The 19,691-nt window shown below is 33.9% G+C and carries 16 protein-coding genes and 2 tRNA genes; 14 read left to right on the forward strand and 4 right to left on the reverse strand.

The window, feature by feature from the left end; genetic code table 11:
* Positions 1-9 precede the first annotated feature (9 nt).
* The 9 genes from NAAC61_RS00065 to NAAC61_RS00105 are packed head-to-tail and all read left to right on the forward strand — an operon-like array spanning position 10 to position 11,835.
* The gene (locus NAAC61_RS00065; protein ID WP_202694881.1) at positions 10-891 is read left to right on the forward strand and encodes a VIT1/CCC1 transporter family protein; all 882 of its coding nucleotides are present in this window, start codon (positions 10-12) and stop codon (positions 889-891) included.
* Between the two features lie 31 nt (positions 892-922).
* Positions 923-2,992: a methyl-accepting chemotaxis protein gene (locus NAAC61_RS00070; protein ID WP_202694882.1), complete on the forward strand. Its 2,070-nt coding sequence runs from the start codon at positions 923-925 to the stop codon at positions 2,990-2,992.
* Positions 2,993-3,037: 45 nt separating this feature from the next.
* Positions 3,038-4,249 carry a hypothetical protein gene (locus NAAC61_RS00075; RefSeq protein WP_103064661.1) on the forward strand — a complete coding sequence of 404 codons (1,212 nt, stop codon included), beginning with the start codon at positions 3,038-3,040 and terminating at the stop codon, positions 4,247-4,249.
* 44 nt (positions 4,250-4,293) lie between these two features.
* Positions 4,294-6,768, forward strand: coding sequence for a preprotein translocase subunit SecA (gene secA, locus NAAC61_RS00080; RefSeq protein ID WP_103064662.1), 2,475 nt, complete (start codon positions 4,294-4,296; stop codon positions 6,766-6,768).
* A 30-nt stretch (positions 6,769-6,798) separates the two neighbouring features.
* Positions 6,799-7,899, forward strand: a complete 1,101-nt coding sequence (gene prfB / locus NAAC61_RS00085) for a peptide chain release factor 2 (RefSeq protein WP_202694883.1) — start codon at positions 6,799-6,801, stop codon at positions 7,897-7,899.
* 39 nt (positions 7,900-7,938) lie between these two features.
* Complete coding sequence (rsmH, locus tag NAAC61_RS00090) at positions 7,939-8,835, forward strand: 16S rRNA (cytosine(1402)-N(4))-methyltransferase RsmH (protein ID WP_103064664.1); 897 nt, start codon at positions 7,939-7,941, stop codon at positions 8,833-8,835.
* Positions 8,836-8,863: 28 nt separating this feature from the next.
* Complete coding sequence (locus NAAC61_RS00095; RefSeq protein WP_103064665.1) at positions 8,864-9,139, forward strand: hypothetical protein; 276 nt, start codon at positions 8,864-8,866, stop codon at positions 9,137-9,139.
* Between the two features lie 7 nt (positions 9,140-9,146).
* Entirely contained in the window at positions 9,147-10,838 is a 1,692-nt protein-coding gene (locus NAAC61_RS00100; RefSeq protein ID WP_103064666.1) for a penicillin-binding transpeptidase domain-containing protein, read from the forward strand.
* A gap of 13 nt (positions 10,839-10,851) precedes the next feature.
* Positions 10,852-11,835, forward strand: a complete 984-nt coding sequence (locus NAAC61_RS00105) for a DNA polymerase III subunit delta (protein ID WP_202694884.1) — start codon at positions 10,852-10,854, stop codon at positions 11,833-11,835.
* 3 nt (positions 11,836-11,838) lie between these two features.
* Here the strand turns inward: NAAC61_RS00105 and NAAC61_RS00110 are convergent, their stop codons facing one another.
* The 4 genes from NAAC61_RS00110 to NAAC61_RS00125 form a co-directional block, all read right to left on the reverse strand.
* Positions 11,839-13,083: a GAF domain-containing sensor histidine kinase gene (locus NAAC61_RS00110; RefSeq protein WP_121514928.1), complete on the reverse strand. Its 1,245-nt coding sequence runs from the start codon at positions 13,081-13,083 to the stop codon at positions 11,839-11,841.
* 162 nt (positions 13,084-13,245) lie between these two features.
* A tRNA-Asp gene (locus tag NAAC61_RS00115) sits at positions 13,246-13,322 on the reverse strand.
* A gap of 65 nt (positions 13,323-13,387) precedes the next feature.
* Positions 13,388-14,410 carry an NADPH dehydrogenase NamA gene (gene namA / locus NAAC61_RS00120; protein ID WP_202694885.1) on the reverse strand — a complete coding sequence of 341 codons (1,023 nt, stop codon included), beginning with the start codon at positions 14,408-14,410 and terminating at the stop codon, positions 13,388-13,390.
* Between the two features lie 97 nt (positions 14,411-14,507).
* A complete protein-coding gene (locus NAAC61_RS00125) occupies positions 14,508-14,951 on the reverse strand; it encodes a hypothetical protein (protein ID WP_237729673.1) in 444 nt (147 codons plus the stop codon).
* A gap of 444 nt (positions 14,952-15,395) precedes the next feature.
* Here NAAC61_RS00125 and NAAC61_RS00130 point away from each other — a divergent pair.
* The 5 genes from NAAC61_RS00130 to NAAC61_RS00150 all read left to right on the forward strand — a co-directional run bounded on the left by NAAC61_RS00130 (position 15,396) and on the right by NAAC61_RS00150 (position 19,659).
* Positions 15,396-15,470 (forward strand) — tRNA-Thr (locus NAAC61_RS00130).
* A gap of 86 nt (positions 15,471-15,556) precedes the next feature.
* Positions 15,557-16,492, forward strand: coding sequence for a tRNA lysidine(34) synthetase TilS (gene tilS, locus NAAC61_RS00135; RefSeq protein WP_202694887.1), 936 nt, complete (start codon positions 15,557-15,559; stop codon positions 16,490-16,492).
* A 36-nt stretch (positions 16,493-16,528) separates the two neighbouring features.
* A complete protein-coding gene (gene ftsH / locus NAAC61_RS00140; protein ID WP_103064894.1) occupies positions 16,529-18,466 on the forward strand; it encodes an ATP-dependent zinc metalloprotease FtsH in 1,938 nt (645 codons plus the stop codon).
* The gene (locus NAAC61_RS00145; RefSeq protein WP_103064895.1) at positions 18,417-18,872 is read left to right on the forward strand and encodes a thioesterase family protein; all 456 of its coding nucleotides are present in this window, start codon (positions 18,417-18,419) and stop codon (positions 18,870-18,872) included. Before ftsH ends, NAAC61_RS00145 begins: the two co-directional genes overlap by 50 nt.
* Before the next feature lie 58 nt (positions 18,873-18,930).
* Positions 18,931-19,659: a response regulator transcription factor gene (locus NAAC61_RS00150; protein ID WP_012208701.1), complete on the forward strand. Its 729-nt coding sequence runs from the start codon at positions 18,931-18,933 to the stop codon at positions 19,657-19,659.
* The last annotated feature ends 32 nt before the right edge of the window (positions 19,660-19,691 follow it).

The following is a 19,691-nucleotide window of genomic DNA, read 5'->3' on the forward strand; positions in this document are numbered from 1 at the left end:
GGTGCTAAAATGGAAAAATCAAAAATCGACTCAAAAACAAAAAAGCATTTATTAAATTTTCAAAAGGCTGAGTTAACGGAACACATGATTTATAAAAGGTTAGCTGAATCCACTAAAGATACCAAAAATAAAAAAGTCTTAGAAAGCATAGCAAATGAAGAATTAAAACATCATGATTTTTGGAAAAGTTATACGAAGGAAAAAGTGAAGCCGAATTACTTAAAAGTTTTATTCTATTTCATCCTTTCTAAAATACTTGGGTTAACCTTCAGTTTGAAGCTCATGGAAAATGGTGAAGAAAGGGCTCAGATTTCCTACGAGGATATTTCCAGTGTAGTTCCTGAAGCAAAACAAATTGAAGAAGAAGAAGATAAGCATGAACGGGAACTTTTAGGAATGATAGAAGAAGAAAGATTGAATTATGTTGGCTCGATTGTGCTTGGTTTAAACGATGCGTTAGTCGAATTGACTGGTGCATTAGCAGGTTTGACTTTTGCCCTTCAAAACGGAATAATAATAGCTACATCTGGATTAATAACTGGGATAGCCGCATCATTGTCAATGGCGGCATCCGAGTATCTATCAAAAAGAGCCGAAAACGATGAGAGAGCTTTAAAATCCGCAGCTTACACCGGGATTGCATATATAATTACGGTATTTTTTTTAATTCTTCCTTATTTGTTAATGCCAAATAAATATTTTTTAAGTTTAATTATAACTTTAATAATAGCTGTTATAATAATATTGGTTTTCAATTTTTATATTTCTGTAGCCAAAGATTTAAGCTTCAAAAGTAGATTTCTTGAAATGGCGGGTATAAGTTTGGGTGTTGCAGGATTAACGTTTTTTATAGGTTTCCTCGTTAGAATCACCTTGGGCGTTTCAATTTAATTCGATACATATTTTAAAGGGGGAGTTTGCATTGAAAAGAATCAGTACCAAGATTATTTTATCTTCTGCTTTGTTAGTGATTGCAGTGGTAACCGTTATAAGTCTTGTATCAATTTTCAGATCCACTGCTCTTTTAGAAGAATATTCACTAAACGGAGTGGAAAATTTAACTGCGAGCGTTGCATCTGATCTAGGTTCACAAATAAGTATTATTGAAATAGTAGTGGATAATTATAGCGATTCTGCCTTTTTGGGATTTGATCCTTTTATAGCGAGTTTTTCAAATGCTGAAGTGATAAAGTTTTTAGATAGAGCTAAGGATGTACCCCAAAATTTTTCGCAAAAAATAGAAGGTAATGCAACTTCTTTTATAGTTTTCAATCCAGATATGTTAAGGACAAAAGAATTGTATTCCCTTTACTACATTGAGGGTGAAGATAAAAGTTTAGAAAATGAATATATAAAATTAGACGATACTTTTAACCCAGAAAATAAAAAATATCAGTGGTTTTTTGAAGCAAGAGACAAAGGTGAAGGTGTTTGGACCGATATATACTTTGATGAATATTTACAGACAAATGTAATCACTTATTCTGTTCCTTATTACGATCCAGAAGATGGAACTTTTGTTGGTGTTGCTGGGATGAGTTTTCCCTTGGAATATTTTGCCAACCTCATTCAAGAAGATTTAGGATACCAAAAAGCATATGCGTACTTAGTGGATGATAATTTTAATGTAATTTTCCATCCTCTTTATGACTCTGGAAAGAGTATAGAAGATGAAATAACGGATTACTTAGAAACCATAAGCTCAATTACAGAAGGGACTTTTGTAGAAAGATTAAATGGTGAAGGGTTCTTAACGAGTTATTCTAAGCTATCCAATGGCTGGATTTTGTTCCTAAATTTACCCGAGAGTGAAATATACAGTGAGATAAATAGTTTAACGCTTCTTATAATCCTAATAACCGTTGTGGGAGTTGTTATAGCAATTGTAGTTGCCTACTTTGTTGGAAAAGGTATCTCAAAACCAATAAAAGATTTTTCAAACGTATTATTGAAATTCGGAGAAGGGAATTTGGATGTAGAATTCGAAAGTAAATCCAAAGACGAAGTGGGAGAAATGGCTAAATCGTTTAGTAAGATGCGAGATAACTTAAAAGAAACGATTGAAAGTATAAAAGATGTTTCTGAAAGAGTTGAAACATCTTCAAAGGAATTAAAAGAAGCCTCACAAAAATTCAAAAAGTCGGCAGAAGAAGTTCTCGACGAAGCAAAAAATATAGAGTTAATTTCGGAAGATAGTGCCTCATCTGTCGAAGAGATCACATCCGGTATTGAAGAAATTGCCTCTTCAGCACAAAGTTTATCTTCTGCTGCACAAGAGTTATCCAATTCAGCTGAAATGACACAAAGCCAAGCTAACAAAGGAATGGAAAGTATTCACAATATAGTAAAGAAAATAGAAGTTGGTGTAGAGCAATCCAAAGAAGCAGAAGAAAATGTTTCAAAACTTTTGGAAAAAGCAGAAAATATTGGAAATATTATTCAAACTATAAATTCCATAACTGAACAGACGAATCTGTTAGCACTGAACGCAGCAATAGAAGCTGCAAGAGCGGGAGAAGCGGGAAGAGGATTTGCCGTTGTAGCCGATGAAATAAGAAAATTAGCAGAAGAAAGCGGTAAAGCAACGGACGAAATCGGCAACATTTTAGAGGATCTGAAAAAAAGTACCAACAATGTAAACGACGTAACCAATAAAACCGTAAATACTATTGCAGAAATAAACGATGAAGCCCTCAAGGTTCGAGAACAATTTGAAGGCATATTAAATGAGATAAATGGAATGATTTCAGGGGTGGAAAACGTAACTGCTAGTTCGCAAGAACAAAGTGCAAGTACGCAAGAAATGAGTTCTTCAATGGAAAGAATAGCTAGAACAGTGAATGAAACCAGCGAAAAAATTAAAGAAATTAAGATGTTGATGCAAAATCAGTCTGAAAACGCTGGCTCACTTAGTGAAAGAGCTCAAGAATTAGAAAAACTTTCTCAAAATCTCAATTCAGCCATTTCAAAATTCAAAATGAGTGTTGAATAATAGGGAGGAAATAAAATAAAGAAGTTATCAATTATCCTCATCTTTTTGATTTTAATTGCATTATTCACCTTTGGAGAAACAACGATAGGGATAAAAAGTCCTTTAGCTGTTTATACTGAAATCTATGAAACGGTACCTTTTTATCGATTTGTAAACTCAACTGAAGGGATAGGGCAAGATTATATCAAAGAATTACTTTCAACGACATTAGAATCTACAAATACAAACATTCAAAATTTTTTAAATGCTCCGATGGTATTTTATTCGGATAAAGACTATTCGTTTGGCGAATTATTTAATCCGAACTATTTTAACCTTTTATTTGACCTGATGGTTAATTCGAAAAGTATCGCCATATACTCTACCGAATATGACGTCTTCAATGAGATTTTTACAAAGATTTTTGGTGCTAATAAAGTGAGCAATGATCTATACACCTTAGAAGAAAAAAATTTTGCTATTCAAAAAAATGAAGTGGGTATCTTTTTGAACATGGAACCGACAACCTATGATAACAATTCAAATGCTTTAGTATCGGGGTCTCTAGAAAATGTTTTAAATGAAAATAACCTTTGGGATTTTTACGTTACCGTTGATTCGAGAACCTTAAAGGCAACATTTGAGTCTAAAGATTACAGAGGTGCCCAGAAAAATTTTGATTTGACACTTTTGGAAAACAAGAAATTGTTTGGAGAAGTTTTGAACATACAAAAGTTAGACAAAACCAATTTCCCATCGTATTTTGAAAACTTTTTAACCCCTTTGGACGATGAAAGCAAAAATGTTATAGGATTTATAGTCAATAGTATCAAAGAAGAGGAGTTTATAGCCGTTAGTTCACAAAGTATAAGTAATAATGAGCTTAACTTATTCTTTGAAGCATCGATTGATACTTATAAACTCAGAGAATTTGCAGAAGCAAGAAATATGGAAGAAGGAAATATTGGAACTTACAATTATTATCTTTGGTCTAATCAAAGTGTGGAAAACCAAGTTTACCTTTATTTTATAGAAGAGGAATTCATATTTTCAAACGTTTTACCCGATAAGATGAATGTGTATTTGTCAGAAATACAACGATTCAAAAACACTAAATATTATGAAGAAATTGAAAGAAAAGAAAGTCTCAACAGTCTGTTAATTTTAGATATTTCAAATTATTTATCAGTAAATTTTTATAGTTCGTTAGATAGTTGGGTAATAAAAGAAGAATACGATAATAACGGCTTGTATACAATAGAAATAAAAATAAGATAAAAATTATAGCTAAGAAATTTTGATTCGAAAGGAGTGCATTATTTATGCTTTTTGGACTTATAGACAAGAATAAAAGTTTACTAAAAAAATATTCAAAAATCGCAAATAAAATAAACGAATTAGAAAAAAGTATGAAATCTCTCAGCGACACTGAATTATCTGGAAAGACCTTGGAATTTAAAAAAAGGTTAAAACAAGGTGAGAGTTTAGACGATATCTTACCCGAAGCCTTTGCTGTCGTACGAGAAGCCTCACAAAGAACGATAGGGATGCGGCATTTCGATGTACAGTTAATGGGAGGCATCGCTTTACATGAGGGTAAGATAACCGAAATGAAAACAGGGGAAGGAAAGACCTTAGTTGCAACACTTCCTATATATCTAAATGCCCTAACAGAAGAAAATGTTCATCTGGCTACACATAATGATTATCTGGCTAAAAGAGATGCGAATTGGATGGGACCAGTTTACGAATATCTAGGTTTGAGCGTAGGATACATTCAAGCCAACATGGACAAAGAAGAGAGAAAAAAAGCATATCAAGCTGATATAACTTACGGAACTGCAAATGAGTTTGGATTTGATTATTTAAGAGACAATTTAGTTTACGAAAATACTGACAAAGTACAAAGAGGCCATTACTTTGCAATAGTTGATGAAGCTGACTCCATTTTGATAGATGAAGCTAGGACACCGTTAATCATTTCGGGCCCTTCGGATACTCCTTCCGAACTTTACAGAAGATTTGCATCTTTGGCGAAAAAATTTATAGTTGAAAAAGATTACACTATCGATGAAAAACAAAAGACTTTAGCGTTAACAGAAGAAGGAATAAGCAAAGCAGAGAAACTATTATCTGTCGATAACTTATACGATCCGAGCAACATTAAGTATTTGTTCCATCTTTTGAACGCCTTAAAAGCGATAAATTTTTTCAAAAGAGATAAAGATTACATCGTTCACGATGGAGAAGTTGTCATCGTCGATGAATTTACAGGAAGATTGTTAGCTGGAAGAAGGTATTCTGAAGGATTGCACCAAGCTATAGAAGCAAAAGAAGGAGTAAAAATCAAAGAAGAGAGTGTAACTTTTGCCACAATAACTTTCCAAAATTATTTTAGGATGTACAAAAAATTATCAGGTATGACGGGAACTGCAAAAACTGAGGAAGACGAGTTCAAAGCGATCTACAACACAGAAGTTATTGTTATCCCTACCAACGAACCTGTTATTAGGGAAGACAAAAATGATTTAATTTTTAAAACCGAAAAAGAAAAATATCAAGCAATAATAGATGAAATAGTAAAACGTAACCAAAAGGGCCAACCTGTATTGGTGGGAACAACATCCATTGAAAATAGCGAAACCATAAGTGAGATGCTGAAAAAAAGAGGAATACAACATGAAGTTTTGAACGCTAAATATCATGAGAGGGAAGCAGAAATTATCTCTCAGGCAGGAGAAAAATACGCCGTTACCATTGCTACGAATATGGCGGGTAGAGGTACCGATATTAAGTTGGGAGAAGGGGTCAAAGAGCTTGGAGGACTTTTTGTTTTAGGTACGGAAAGGCATGAAAGCAGAAGAATAGATAACCAATTAATAGGGAGATCTGGTAGGCAAGGGGATCCTGGTGAATCAAGATTTATTATCTCTTTTGAAGATGACGTTTTACGATTGTTCGGTGGAGACAGAATGAAGAATCTAATGACCGCTTTAAAAATAGAAGAAGGTCAGCCCATAGAACATAAAATGCTGAGTAGAGTTATTCGGGATGCCCAAAAGAAAATTGAAGGAATACACTTCTCGATAAGAAAAAGATTGTACGAATTTGATTCAGTAATGGACAAACAAAGATCTGTAATATACAATCATAGGGATTGGATCCTTGAACAAGGTAACTATGATGATCATATAAAAGAAATCTTTATGGATGTTGTGGAAAGAATAGTGGAATCCTCATGGGATGAAACCGAAGAAAAATACGACAAAAGCAATATTTCAGAAAAATTGAAACAATATTTAATAATTTCTGACATAAAGGGGAACACGCGTGAGGAAATAGAAAATGAAATCTTTGATCTACTTTGGAAGAGATATCAATACAAAAAAGAAGAATTTGGAGAAGATTTTAACAAAGTCGCAAAATTTGTTATGTTAAGAATAATAGATGAAAAGTGGAGGCATCATTTAGATGCGATCGAAGCGCTAAAAGAAGCTGTAGGATTAAGATCTTATGGGCAAAAAGATCCTGTTATGGAATTTAAAAAAGAATCTTACCTTCTTTTTGACCAGATGGTTGACAGTATATACGACGATATAGTCAATTATTTAATGAGAATAGCAAAAATAGTTCCAGAAAAAGAAGAAAGGGAAGCAAAAAAAATATATGCCAGTTTGAACTTTGTACATAACAACGTATCAGCGGTCGACGAATCGAATGATGGTGGAGAAGCTAAAAGTAAAAATATCGCTAAACAATCAACCAAGATCAAAAAAAGGTATAAAGTTAAGAAATAATTATTGAAACCATTTTTAAGAGGTGATCAGATGATAGAATACGAAACGAAAGTTAAAATAGACGAATTAAAAGAAAATTTCGAAGATTTAAAAGAAGTTTTTAATATAGATAAAGTAGAAGAAGAAGTTAAAAAACTTGACAAAGAAATGATGGAACCAAACTTTTGGAACGATCAAAACAGGGCAAAAAAGGTCTCCAAAATGGCACAAAATTTAAAAGATGAAATAGATGAATTTAAAAAATTGGAGAACGATTTTGAGGAATTAGAAATAGCAGTTGAATTATCAGAGGATGATCCGTCGATGACCGCCCAAGTTGAAGCAATTTTAAAAGTTATTGAAAAAAAGATCGGTTCTTTTCGATTAAGAATGCTTTTATCAGAAGAATACGATGATGCAAATGCATTTCTTAGCCTGCATCCTGGTGCGGGTGGAACAGAATCACAGGATTGGGCATCTATGCTGTTGAGGATGTACACTCGATGGGCAGATAAAAATAATTATGACATTGAAACTATAGACTTTCAGGAAGGAGACGAGGCGGGAATAAAAAGCGCAACTATCAAAATTTCCGGTCCCTATGCCTACGGTAAATTAAAATACGAAAGTGGGGTACATAGATTAGTCAGAATTTCTCCATTTGACGCCAATGGAAGAAGGCATACTTCTTTCGCCTCAATATCTGTGATGCCTGAATTTGATGAAAATGTTGAGATAGAAATAAATCCAGACGATCTGAAAATAGATACGTATAGATCAGGCGGAGCAGGCGGTCAACATGTTAACAAAACCGATTCAGCAGTTAGGATTACTCATTTACCTACAGGTATAGTGGTAGCGGTGCAAAACGAGCGCTCACAACATCAAAACAAAGCTACGGCTTTAAAAATTTTAAAGGCAAAATTATATGAGTTAGAACATCAAAAAAAGTTAGAAGAAAAGTTAAGATTACGTGGTGAGGTAAAAGATATTTCATGGGGAAATCAGATTAGATCATATGTTTTGTATCCATATACCTTAGTTAAAGATCTAAGAACAGAGTATGAAACCTCTAATGCTCAAGCAGTCTTGGATGGAGAAATAGACGAATTCATAGAAGAAGAACTGTTATTCTTTGCGAAATATAAGTAAAAAAATTAATTTGTTTTTCTGCAAAAGAGGTGTATAATAATAGTAAGAAAATACGACGATTTTCATAAAAGTGTAATGGTTGAGGAAGTCTTATCCTATTTGATAACCAACAAAGACGGCATTTATGTGGATTGTACCGCAGGCGAAGGTGGACATATAAAAGCTATTTTAGAATACACCGATAATATGGCTAAGGTAATCGGCATAGATGTAGATTACGAGGTCTTGGAAATTGCAGAACAAAGGTTAAAAGATCTATCGGATAATGTGGTATTGATTAAATCTTCTTATAAAGATATAGACATGATTTTGAGAGGTTTAGATATTGACAAAGTTGACGGTTTTTTAATGGATTTAGGGGTTTCTACCTTTCAGCTAAAAGGTGAAAATAGGGGATTTTCTTTTACTAAAGACGAACCTTTAGACATGAGAATGGATGTTCAATCGGAAAAAGATGCAGCGTACATAGTTAACAATTATTCAGAAGAAGAGCTCAGGCGCATCATTTTTGAGTATGGAGAAGAAAAAAGGTTTGCTCACAGTATTTCCAAAAGCATTGTAAAAAACAGGCCTATAAACACGACACTAGAATTAGTAAACGCCATTAGAAAAGGACTACCCAGTTCGCAAGTTCACGAAAGGCACAGACATTTTGCCACTAAAACTTTCCAAGCTCTGAGAATAGAAGTTAATGAAGAATTAAAAAATATCGAAGAAACCCTTTCTAAATTGGAAAACTTTTTAAAGGTAGGAGCAAGGGTAACGGTAATAACTTTTCATTCGCTGGAAGACAGGATCGTTAAAAATTTTTTCAAAAACAATGAAAGATATAATTTTCTCACTCCCAAACCTACTTTACCTTCGCAAGAGGAAATAAAACGTAACCTAAGAAGCAGAAGTGCCAAATTGAGGGTGGCTGAGTATATAGGGATTTAACAAATGACAAGAGTTAGGGGGAGTTTTTATGGAAAAAAATGTGTACGCAAAAAGTAAAGGAATTGAAAAGACTAAATCTAAAGTCAAGTCTCTGGATATTGTTATAATCATTTTAGTTTTCTTAGCCTTTTTAACCGTTAGCATTTGGCTTACCATCTTTCTTAACTTTGGCAAAAATATTGAAAATTATAAATCCATAATATCCCAATCTCAGATGGAGCTTAATAATATGGAGTCACAGATATCTGCCTTGGATAACCAAATTGACAGATACATAGAGATCTTAAATATCATGGAGAAATAATTCAGCCATGAAACACAAATGGTTATTCTTCACCTTCTTTTTTCTTTCAGGATATGTTTTTCTAATTATCCTCACCTTTGTGTATAATAACCCTTTGGCAAAGGATTTTAACGAATTTTCAGCTTCATTAGAAAATAACAAATATTCAGAACTTGTGGATTCCAATGGAAATTTGATTGTATACAACCAACAAAAATATGAAGCTTGGATCGATTTAGGCTTTATGAAATTACAAAACGACTTTAAAAGAAATAAATATATATTGAATCAAAGGTTTAGTGATGATCAAATAGAAAACATAAAATTTTTAAAATGGGGAACTTATGATACCTATGAAGAAGCTTATATCGATCTGGGAATTTTAAACAAATATTCTAGAATATACCCTGTTACTCAACGTATTTACAATGAATTATTCTCTCTTGATTTACTAGTTGGAAAAGCGAATAAAACCTCTTACGGAATCGAACCTTTTTTATTAGATAATGGGGTATTAAACAGTCAAAAAACAACAAGTTTAAGTATAGATTTGAAAATGCAACAAATAGCATATGAAGAACTTCTAAATACTGTAAAAAAAGAATCCGCAGAAGGCGGAGTTATTGTTGTTATGGAGAGTAAAACAGGTAAGATTAAATCGAGTGTTTCACTTTATCCATGGAATATTGCTTATATGGGGTATATAGAACCAGGTTCCACACTTAAACCATTATTAATTTCTACAGCACTAGATGAACATATAATTAATGCTAATGATAAATTTTATTCAGGATACGAATACTACCCTACAGGCAAAAAAAACTTTAAAGTGACCGAATCTCAAGGTTATGGAATGGGAGAAATCGGGCTGAAGGAAACTCTATCATACTCGTCAAATATAGCGATAGCACAGATGATGGAAAAAATCCTCGAAGAATTTTCTAATCAATGGCTCTATCAAAAGCTTTTAACCTATGGTTTTGGGGAAAAAACAGGGATAGAATTCAAAGGCGAAGTCAATGGGGTAGTCCCTTATCCGGATGATTGGTATGAAATAACCCCTTTTCAGATTGCTCTGGGTCAAGGAATAGGTATCACACCTATACAATTAATATCAGCTTTTAACATAATTCCAAACGGCGGGACGTATGTACAACCAACTTTTTTAAAAGAAAAAGAAATCTCAGAAAGACAAGTTATATCTGAACCTACCGCTAAGATGGTAAAAGAGTGGCTGAGTTATACAGTCATAGAAGGAACAGCCCAAAAAGCCTATAAGGAAGGGTTGAGAATCGGTGGGAAAACCGGCACCGCTCAAAAGGCAGAAAGTGGCGTAGGATACGTTGAAGGTAGCTATTATTCATTGTTTGTTGGTTTTTATCCGGTTGTTGATCCCATATATACTGCTGTTGTTATAATAGATAATCCTAAAGAAGAATTTTATGGTGGAGAAGTAGCTGCACCAGTTTTAACTAACATTTTTTATAGATATGCCAAAGAAAGTAACACAATCCAAAATCAAAAAGTTTTTTATCAAGATATTATGCCTAATTTGACTGGTTATCCTATAACCGAAGCTTACAACATCCTGTTGAACTTAGGAATAAAAGAAAAAAACGTAATAATCACTGGTAATGGTAACACCGTTGTTTCGCAATCTGTTCCACCAGATAAATTCCTAAAAGATCACGAAATCATTCAACTTCATACAAGCGACTGAAGGAGAGGTAAGGTTGCAAAAAATATTAATTTTGGGAAATTCAACTATACAAAAAAGAATCAGAATCGAAGAAATTATTAAAAAATCTCCAAATGCTGAAATAGTTACGTTATCGCCGGAAAATTATGTAGATGAAGAGATCAACAATATTTTCACCATGGGAAGTATCTTTTCAACAAACAGAATCATAATAATTTCAGATTTTGACTCTTTCAAAATACCCTATCAAGAAAAGATGTCTACCTTACTGAAACATTGCGAAAGCCCCTTTGAAGGTACACTCATTTTGGATATTCAAAAAGAAAATAAATATCTAAAAGAAATAACTTTCGATAAAAAAATAGAGGCAATGATTCCTCCCCCTTGGAAAGATGAACTGTGGATAGAAATGCTTAAGGATTTTGCAAGCAAGTTAAACAAACAATTAAGTGATGAAACAGCCGAGAAAATAATACAATTTGTGGGGAAAAATGAGGATTTGTTGTATGAGGAAATTAAGAAGCTTTGCATATACTCCAATACGGAAATTATATCTATAAAAGACGTGGAAGATGTTTCTACTTATTTTTCTTCGGCTAATTACGAAGAACTCTGCTATGATTTAGTAACAAAGAAATTATCAAATTCACTAATAAAGCTGCAGTCAATTGTAAAATCTTCTTCATTCTCCCCAATTGCCCTAGCAAATTATTTATATAAGTACTTTTTGGATCTATATGCGGTGATATTAAACGGCGAAAGAAAGACCAATTACAATTGGTCTGAAGTCATGAAAGTCAGCAAAGATAGCATGGTTTCACAACAACGAGTAGCTTCTTTTTTAGGTTTCAATTTTAAAAACGACAAAGTAAAAAAAATCAATGTTGAGAAACTCTACTTCCTTACTTCTATAGAAAAAATAATAATAGATATAGAAGAATTAGATAGATCCTTAAAAACAGGCGGTGACCCTAAAGTACTCTTCCCAAATTTTTTTGAAAAAATATGTTCAGCGTAACTATTATTGACACTTATCTACAATACCACTTATGGATTGGGGTATTTTTATCAGGAACGTAGTTCCCTTGCCTAATTTTGATTTTACCTCTACACTACCTTTGAGCATTTCAAGATTCTTTTTTACAATTGCTAGACCCAATCCGCTTCCAGGTTTATCTTTAGAAACTCTAAAAAATGGTCTAAATATGTCTTTTAATTTATCTTCTGGAATTCCAGGTCCCGTATCTTTTACCTCGATTAGAAAATGTTTTGTATGACTTTCGTAACCTACACGGATATCTATTGAACCTTCTGTGGTGTATTTCATTGCGTTCCCTATTACGTTTACAAGGACTTGATTTAATTTAGTCTCATCTGTTTCAATATCTACTGGTATATCAACGGGAAAATCAAGATTTATTTCAACATCAGGGGATGCTGTCGGCTCTAACATCGATAAAACCTCATATAATAACTTTTTTAAATTTAATTTTTCTAAATTCAATCTCTTCTCTCTATTTAATTTGTTGAAAGTTGAAATATCGTCTAAAAGTGAGTTCATATGTTTAGCAGAAAATAGTATCTTTCTTATGATACTTTTTATCTCATCTTTTTTTAAATCCTCATTGTTCAATATTGTTTCGGCAAATCCTATAATTGAAGTCAAAGGTGTTCTCAATTCATGACTAATAAAACTCAAATAATTAGAATTTGTCTCTACTGTTTCTTTTTCTGAATCCCGTAGGATTTTCAAAGTCAAAAAAATAGATGCTAAATTACTGAACATTCTAAGCATTTTTTTTGAATTATCATCGAAAGAGTCAACATGGAAGCTGTCAATATATATATGCCCAATTACACTGTCTTTATTTTTTAAAGCTGAAATCAAAGTTACCATTTGATTCGTTTCTTTATGTAATTTTTTACTGATTTTGTACAAATCGGTTTCAGGGGAATTGTAATCCAAAATATTCTGAATCTCTATTAAATCTCTGTCCATATAGTTACTTACATATGACTCGTTGAACGGAACAACCATTTCTTTAATTAGATCTTCATCGTAACCAATTCCAACTATGGCTTCATATAATGCTCCCCTAATTAACCAAATAGAACCGTATTCTGCTTCGGGTATGATCTTTATAGCAATTTTTAAAAGCTTTGTTAGAAAATCATTCTCACTTTCGTCCCAATTTATTTCCTGCAAAAGATCTACCATTTCTTGAAAAGTTTCCATAAAAGATTCTTTATCTATTTCTTTTTGCATTTTAGTATAATCCCCCCCATTAATTTTGTAAACCTTCTGTCACTTCTATTGTATCACAAATTAAACAAATAGAGTATTAATTGTTCAAAAATAACAATATGCCCTAAACTTTAAAAATAACTTAAAAAAAGACGAACATTTAATGTTCGTCTTTTCAAAATATGGCGGGGACGACGGGACTCGAACCCGCGGCCACCGGTGTGACAGACCGGCATGATAACCAACTTCACCACGTCCCCATCTTCTGCTCAATTATTTTATCACAAAATTTTCACTTTGTAAAGCCCCCACAAAGATTACTCTTTTATGTATATCTTCCTCTGTAATACTGCCTTACTATAATATCTCTATCCTTGAGCTCATGGGCGGCATATACAGGCCAGTACGGCTGCCTCAAAAGCACTCTCCCCAGTGCAACCATATCCGCCCTTTCGTTCCCTATTATCTCTTCCGCCATTTCTGGACTGGTTATTAAACCCACAGCCACAGATGGTACCCCTGTTTCTCTTTTTACAGCTTCTGCATAAATTATCTGATAGCCTGGATAAAAATCTATTCTCGGTGATAAGAGACCACCCGAACTGCAATCCACAATATCTACAAGGTCTTTCACAAGTTTTACTATCTCTATCGTTTCTTTTATGTCGATGCCTCCGTCCACAAAGTCAGTGGCGGATATACGCATAAAAACCGGCATATCATCGGGTATATTTTTCTTTACCTCAATTAATACGTCCCGCAAAAATCTTACTCTGTTCTCTATTTTGCCTCCATATTCATCACTTCTTTTGTTAGAAAGTGGTGACAAAAATTCATGAATGAGATAACCATGAGCTGCGTGGACTTCTACAGTGTCATAACCAATTTTAACCGCTCTTGCCGTGGCAATACCGAAAGCCTTAATTATATCTTTCATCTCATTTTTAGTAAGCTCTGATGGAATGGAGTATTCGTCACTCCACTTAATACTAGAAGGAGCAACAACCTTTTCGTTTTTCGCCTCACACTTTCTTCCTGCATGAGCCAATTGAACACCGATTTTGCCTCCTACAGAATGCACAAAGTCCACCATTTTTTTCAGAGGATCCATTTGACTATCATCCCACAATCCTAAATCATTGCCAGTAATTCTACCTCGCCTTTCCACGGCTGTAGCCTCTTGCATGAGAAGGCCTACACCTCCCAGTGCTCTGGTTCCATAGTGGACAAAGTGCCAGTCAGTTGACTTGCCATCATCACTAGCAGAATACATGCACATGGGCGACATCATGATACGATTGTTAACTTCAAGGTTTTTTAGTTTAAATGGAGTGAAAAGTTTACTCATATCAACACCTCTAAATAGATTATTCCCCTTTTTGTATCTTTTTAAAATTAGAAAGAATCAGTAACTATTTATAAATTTATTCATCCTAAAAATTTATTTACCCTAAGGAATACGGGAAGGATCCAAGCGAAGCAATATGAGCTACTATCAGCAGTACCAGTACAATAACAAACATATACCATTTTGCATGAAACATCCTAAGGGTCTTTTTAAACTTTGGACTTGATTTTGTAAACCTCATGGTAAAACCTGCAAAGACCATCCAGCCCATCACAGCTATAAGTATCCAGTGAAATACTGAAGCATACTGCAACATTAAAACACCATGTGCTAAAGCTGCAATAAATGCGGCAACATTTCCTAAATAATGCACATAGTGCCATCTATTTCTCATTTTGTCTAGCCATTTCCAGTGCTTTTTTGGTGAAACCAATTGATTAATAAGATGAAAAAATACATAAAGATTAGCGATGAAAAAAAGTGCCGCTGCAATCGTTCCCATGGTTAAACCCAATGATATATTTGCTGGAATCTCTTGCATATATCTACTACCCCCTATTTTCAAATTTATTTTTGAAGCTCATATTCATTATTTATTCAATACTTTGGCAAATATTCAAAAAAAGCGCTTCCTTCCAACCTCATGGAGGAAGTGCTTTCATTGATAATTTGATTATACCATATCTTTTGGAAGATGTGTTATCTTATCACACAACTCCTGTATAATGAGTTTTAGCGCTCCTTTGCCCCGCAGCCCACCCAAAAAAGGAAATGGGACCTCTGCGCACAGTTGACATTTTTGAAATTATATAGTAAAATAAGCAATGGAGGGCCTAAAGAATCTCGTGCACGTAATGGTGCTTGGCACTTTAATAGTGCGAAATTCCGCATTAAGGTCGGATATTATATTTTTTGATAATCAGGCCCTCCATTTTTGACCCCAAATAGGGGTTTTTTGTATGTATTGTCAATAACGGATTAAGTTGCCGGTGTAGCTCAACGGTAGAGCGGCTCATTCGTAATGAGTAGGTTGGGGGTTCAAATCCCTTCACCGGCTCCACCATATTTTTAGTAGTCAAAGCGTCTTGAGACGCTGTTTTGTTTTTCTAGGCACTGTCAGAGTGTTAACTGAAAGGAGAAGAGGAAGTGATACTCCAAGATTTTGAGAAAAAAATATTTAAATTTATAAGAGACTATAAAATTTTTAACAAATATGATAAAATTCTATTAGGAGTTTCCGGTGGAAAAGATTCAATGTCTTTGCTTCATGTAATGTTTAAATTATCTAAAATTATGGGATTTGAAATAGCTGTAGCCCATTTAAACCATGGTATGAGAGAAGAAGCTGATAATGACGAAGCTTTTGTGAGACAAGCTTGTTGGAAATTAAATGTACCTTTTTTTTCTAAAAAAGCGGATGTCTTTACATATTCAAAAGAAAACAAGGTAGGCGTAGAAGTAGCGGGAAGAAATTTAAGATATGAGTTTTTTTATGAAACATTAAGAAGATTAAGTTATAATAAAATAGCGACCGCCCATCATATGGATGATTTATTTGAAACGATGATTTACAGAATTTTGAGAGGAACAGGTATATATGGATTAGGCGGCTTAATCCCTATAGAAGAAGAAATAACAAAACCAATGTTATGTATAGACTTGGAAGAAATCAAAAATTATGTTACAATTAATAATATAGAGTATGTGGAAGATAAGTACAATTATTCTTTGGATTATGCCAGAAATAAGATAAGATATGAATTTACTCCTTTATTTGAGAAGATCAATCCAAGGTACAAAGAAAGTTTCTTTAGACTTGCAAAAATCATTTGGAGTTACAGGGAAGAAGTTAAAAGGAAATTTGAAGAAAGAAGTGAGATCAGTAAAGACTCATTAAAATTAAGATTAGAAAATGACTTTTTCGATGGCGAAATAATAAGAATTGCCTTTTTGAAGTTTGGTAAATATCCTCCAAATATGGAGGAAACAGAGAAAATCATAAAAATGCGCAAGGGTGGAGTAAGAAAGATAAATGGGTTAAGTATAACAAAAAAAAGTGATTCTCTGCTAGTTAAAATTTAATAAACTTATAGAATTGAGAAAAGAGGAGGTCTAGTCTTGCAAAATAAAAGAAACCAATCTAGAGTTCTTTGGCTATTATTAATATATATAACAATAGGTATTTTTATATATGTTGGAGTTAACAGCCTTATCGGTACTCCAGATGTTTCGAAAATAGAATATAGTGAGTTAGTTCAAATGTTGGAAGATAAAAAGATTGTCTCTCTAGAAATAGAAGATTCTGGCTATGCCAGAGCAAGAGATAATAGAGGACTTTATTATGAAACATATGCCCCAACTCTTTTATCAGACCAACAATATGTTTATGGACTTGCAAATCAAGGAATAGAGATTAAATATGTCAGAAGCTTAGAAAACAGTTGGTGGTTCTCTATTTTAACGTTTCTTTTGCCTGTTTTCTTACTTATTTTTCTTTTCACCTTTTTGTTTCGATCAAGCGGGGGTGGAGCAAATCAAGGTATGAATTTTATAAAAAGTCCTGCTAAAAAATATGACCCCAAAAAAACCCGCACCACTTTTAATGACGTTGCAGGGGTTAAGGAAGCGAAAGAAGAATTAACAGACGTAGTAAAATTTTTGAAAGATCCAAAGGTTTTTAATAGGCTAGGCGCTAGAATGCCAAAGGGTGTGCTTTTAGTAGGGGAACCAGGCACAGGTAAAACTTTACTTGCTAGAGCAGTGGCTGGAGAGGCAGGTGTACCATTTTTTTATATTAGTGGTTCTGATTTTGTGGAACTTTTTGTTGGGGTAGGAGCCGCAAGAGTTCGAGATCTTTTCAATCAAGCTAAGGCAAACGCACCTGCTATCATTTTTATTGATGAAATAGATGCAGTTGGTAGGCAAAGAGGATCGGGTCTTGGAGGAGGTCATGATGAAAGGGAGCAGACCCTTAACTCCATATTAGTAGAAATGGATGGATTCGATCCAAGTATTGGAATAATAGTTATGGCAGCTACAAATAGGCCTGATGTTCTAGACAAAGCTTTGCTAAGACCTGGAAGATTTGATAAAAAAGTGGTAATTGATAGACCTGATGCCGAAGGAAGGAAGGATATATTAAAGATTCACTTTAGAGGCAAGAAAATAGCCCCCGATGTTGATTTAGAGGTGTTAGCCAGAGCTACTCCTGGATTTGTCGGAGCAGATTTAGAAAATTTAGTCAACGAAGCGGCGCTTTTGGCAGCAAGAAACGGGGAAAAGTTCATAACAATGAAGGATTGCGAAGAAGCTATCGAAAGGGTTATAGTTGGTCCCGAGAGGAAAACGAGAGTGCTTTCCGAACAAGAAAAAGAAGTCGTTGCATATCATGAACTAGGTCATGCTATTTTAGGAACTATCTTACCAAATGCTGACCCTGTACACAAAGTAACAATTATTCCTAGAGGTTACGCGGCCTTAGGGTACACCTTACAGTTACCTTCTGAAGACAGGTATCTGATGAATAAATCTGAAATACTCGATGATATTGCGGTAATGTTAGCTGGTAGAGCCGCAGAAGAAATAATATTCGATGAAATTACCAGCGGAGCCGAAAATGATTTAAAGCGAGCTACAGAAATGGCAAGAAGGATGGTAGAAAGTTTTGGTATGAGCGAAAAAATAGGTCCTGTAGCTTGGGCTAGCGAAAGTGAAGAAACGTTTTTAGCACGTGAACTATTTAGAGAAAAAAACTATTCGGATGAAACTGCAAAAGAACTGGATTCTGAGGTAAAGCAAATAATAAATAAAAGCTATGAAAAGGCTAAATCAGTGTTGTTAGAGAACAAGGAGAAGCTACAATTCATTGCTCAATATCTTTTAAAAAAGGAAACTATCTCAGGACAGGAACTAAGAGACTTATTACAGAAAGATACAGATGACCTAAAGGAATATTTTGAAAATCTTGGAGTATCCTCAACTCAAGAAGAAGCAAAGGTGGTAAACTATGAGTACCTTTCTAGAGAAAATAATCTCATTGAAAGGAAAGGAATTTAATTACTCCTTTAAAGTAAAAGATGAAAGTTATTTATGGTCAGAAGATAAAGAAGTTATAAGTTTTCATGCTTTAAGCACCTCTTCTCTTTTAGAAGAAATACATAAATGTACGTATAATATTTTAAAAGATCTTTTGGAAAAAGATCAAGTTTCTGTAGTTTCACATAGTTGCATAGACCATCTGTCCTCTACACCTTATTCTTTTAAGGTATTCATAAAGTTAAAAATAACAGATGTTTCCTACAACAAAGTGCATTTTCAGGGAGAAGCCTTTGATGAAATTAACAAAATCGCAACTTTTGAATTAACTCGAAATATTGTTTCTAAAAAGATCCTGAGAAAAAACTTAAATCAAAAAATGGAGAGTATAAATTTGTCAGGACAAATTTCTGAGCGTTACACATGAAGATGAGTCTTAGTTAAATAAGTTAACCAAAAAAATATCCCAAAGGGGGGAAAGAAAAGTGGCAAAAAAAAGTATTATGATAGTAGAAGACGATCCGGCGATCTCTGAAATGTTATCTTTGAACTTGACCAAAGAAGGTTACGAAGTAATAACGGCTGTGTCTGCTGATGAGGCTTTAAAGAAATTAGAGGAAAAAGATACCGACTTTTTCATAGTGGATATTATGTTACCAGGTTCAATGGATGGATTTGATTTAATTAGAATCTTGAAATCCAGCGAAGATTATCGCAATACGCCCGTACTCATATTGAGTGCCAAAGATGATGCTGCTGATAAAGTAGCTGGGTTAGAACTTGGTAGCGATGATTATGTCACTAAACCTTTTAATGTAAGAGAACTAATTGCAAGAATTAAAAGCATATTTAGGAGACAAGCTGCATCAGCTCAAATGAAAGAAGAAGGACCCAAAAAAATTACAGCCAAAGATTTAATTATCGACACTGAAAGATTAGAAGTTTGGGTAGGGGGAAATCCAGTCAGCCTTACCCCGTTGGAGTTCGATTTGTTAGTTTTTCTTGCTAAAAATGAAGGAAAAGTCTTTAGTCGAGATGTATTGTTGGATAAATTGTGGGGTTATGACTACTACGGAGATACAAGAACAGTAGACGTTCATATCAGAAGGTTGAGAACAAAGATCGAAGAAGATCCTTCTAATCCAAAATACATAATTACAGTAAGAGGGAAAGGATACAAATTCAGAGATCCTGGAAAGGAAAGAAACTACTAAATATTCAATGGCAGAGGGTAATACCTCTGCCT

Source organism: Petrotoga sp. 8T1HF07.NaAc.6.1, from assembly GCF_016772115.1.
In the GTDB taxonomy this organism is placed as follows: domain Bacteria; phylum Thermotogota; class Thermotogae; order Petrotogales; family Petrotogaceae; genus Petrotoga; species Petrotoga mobilis.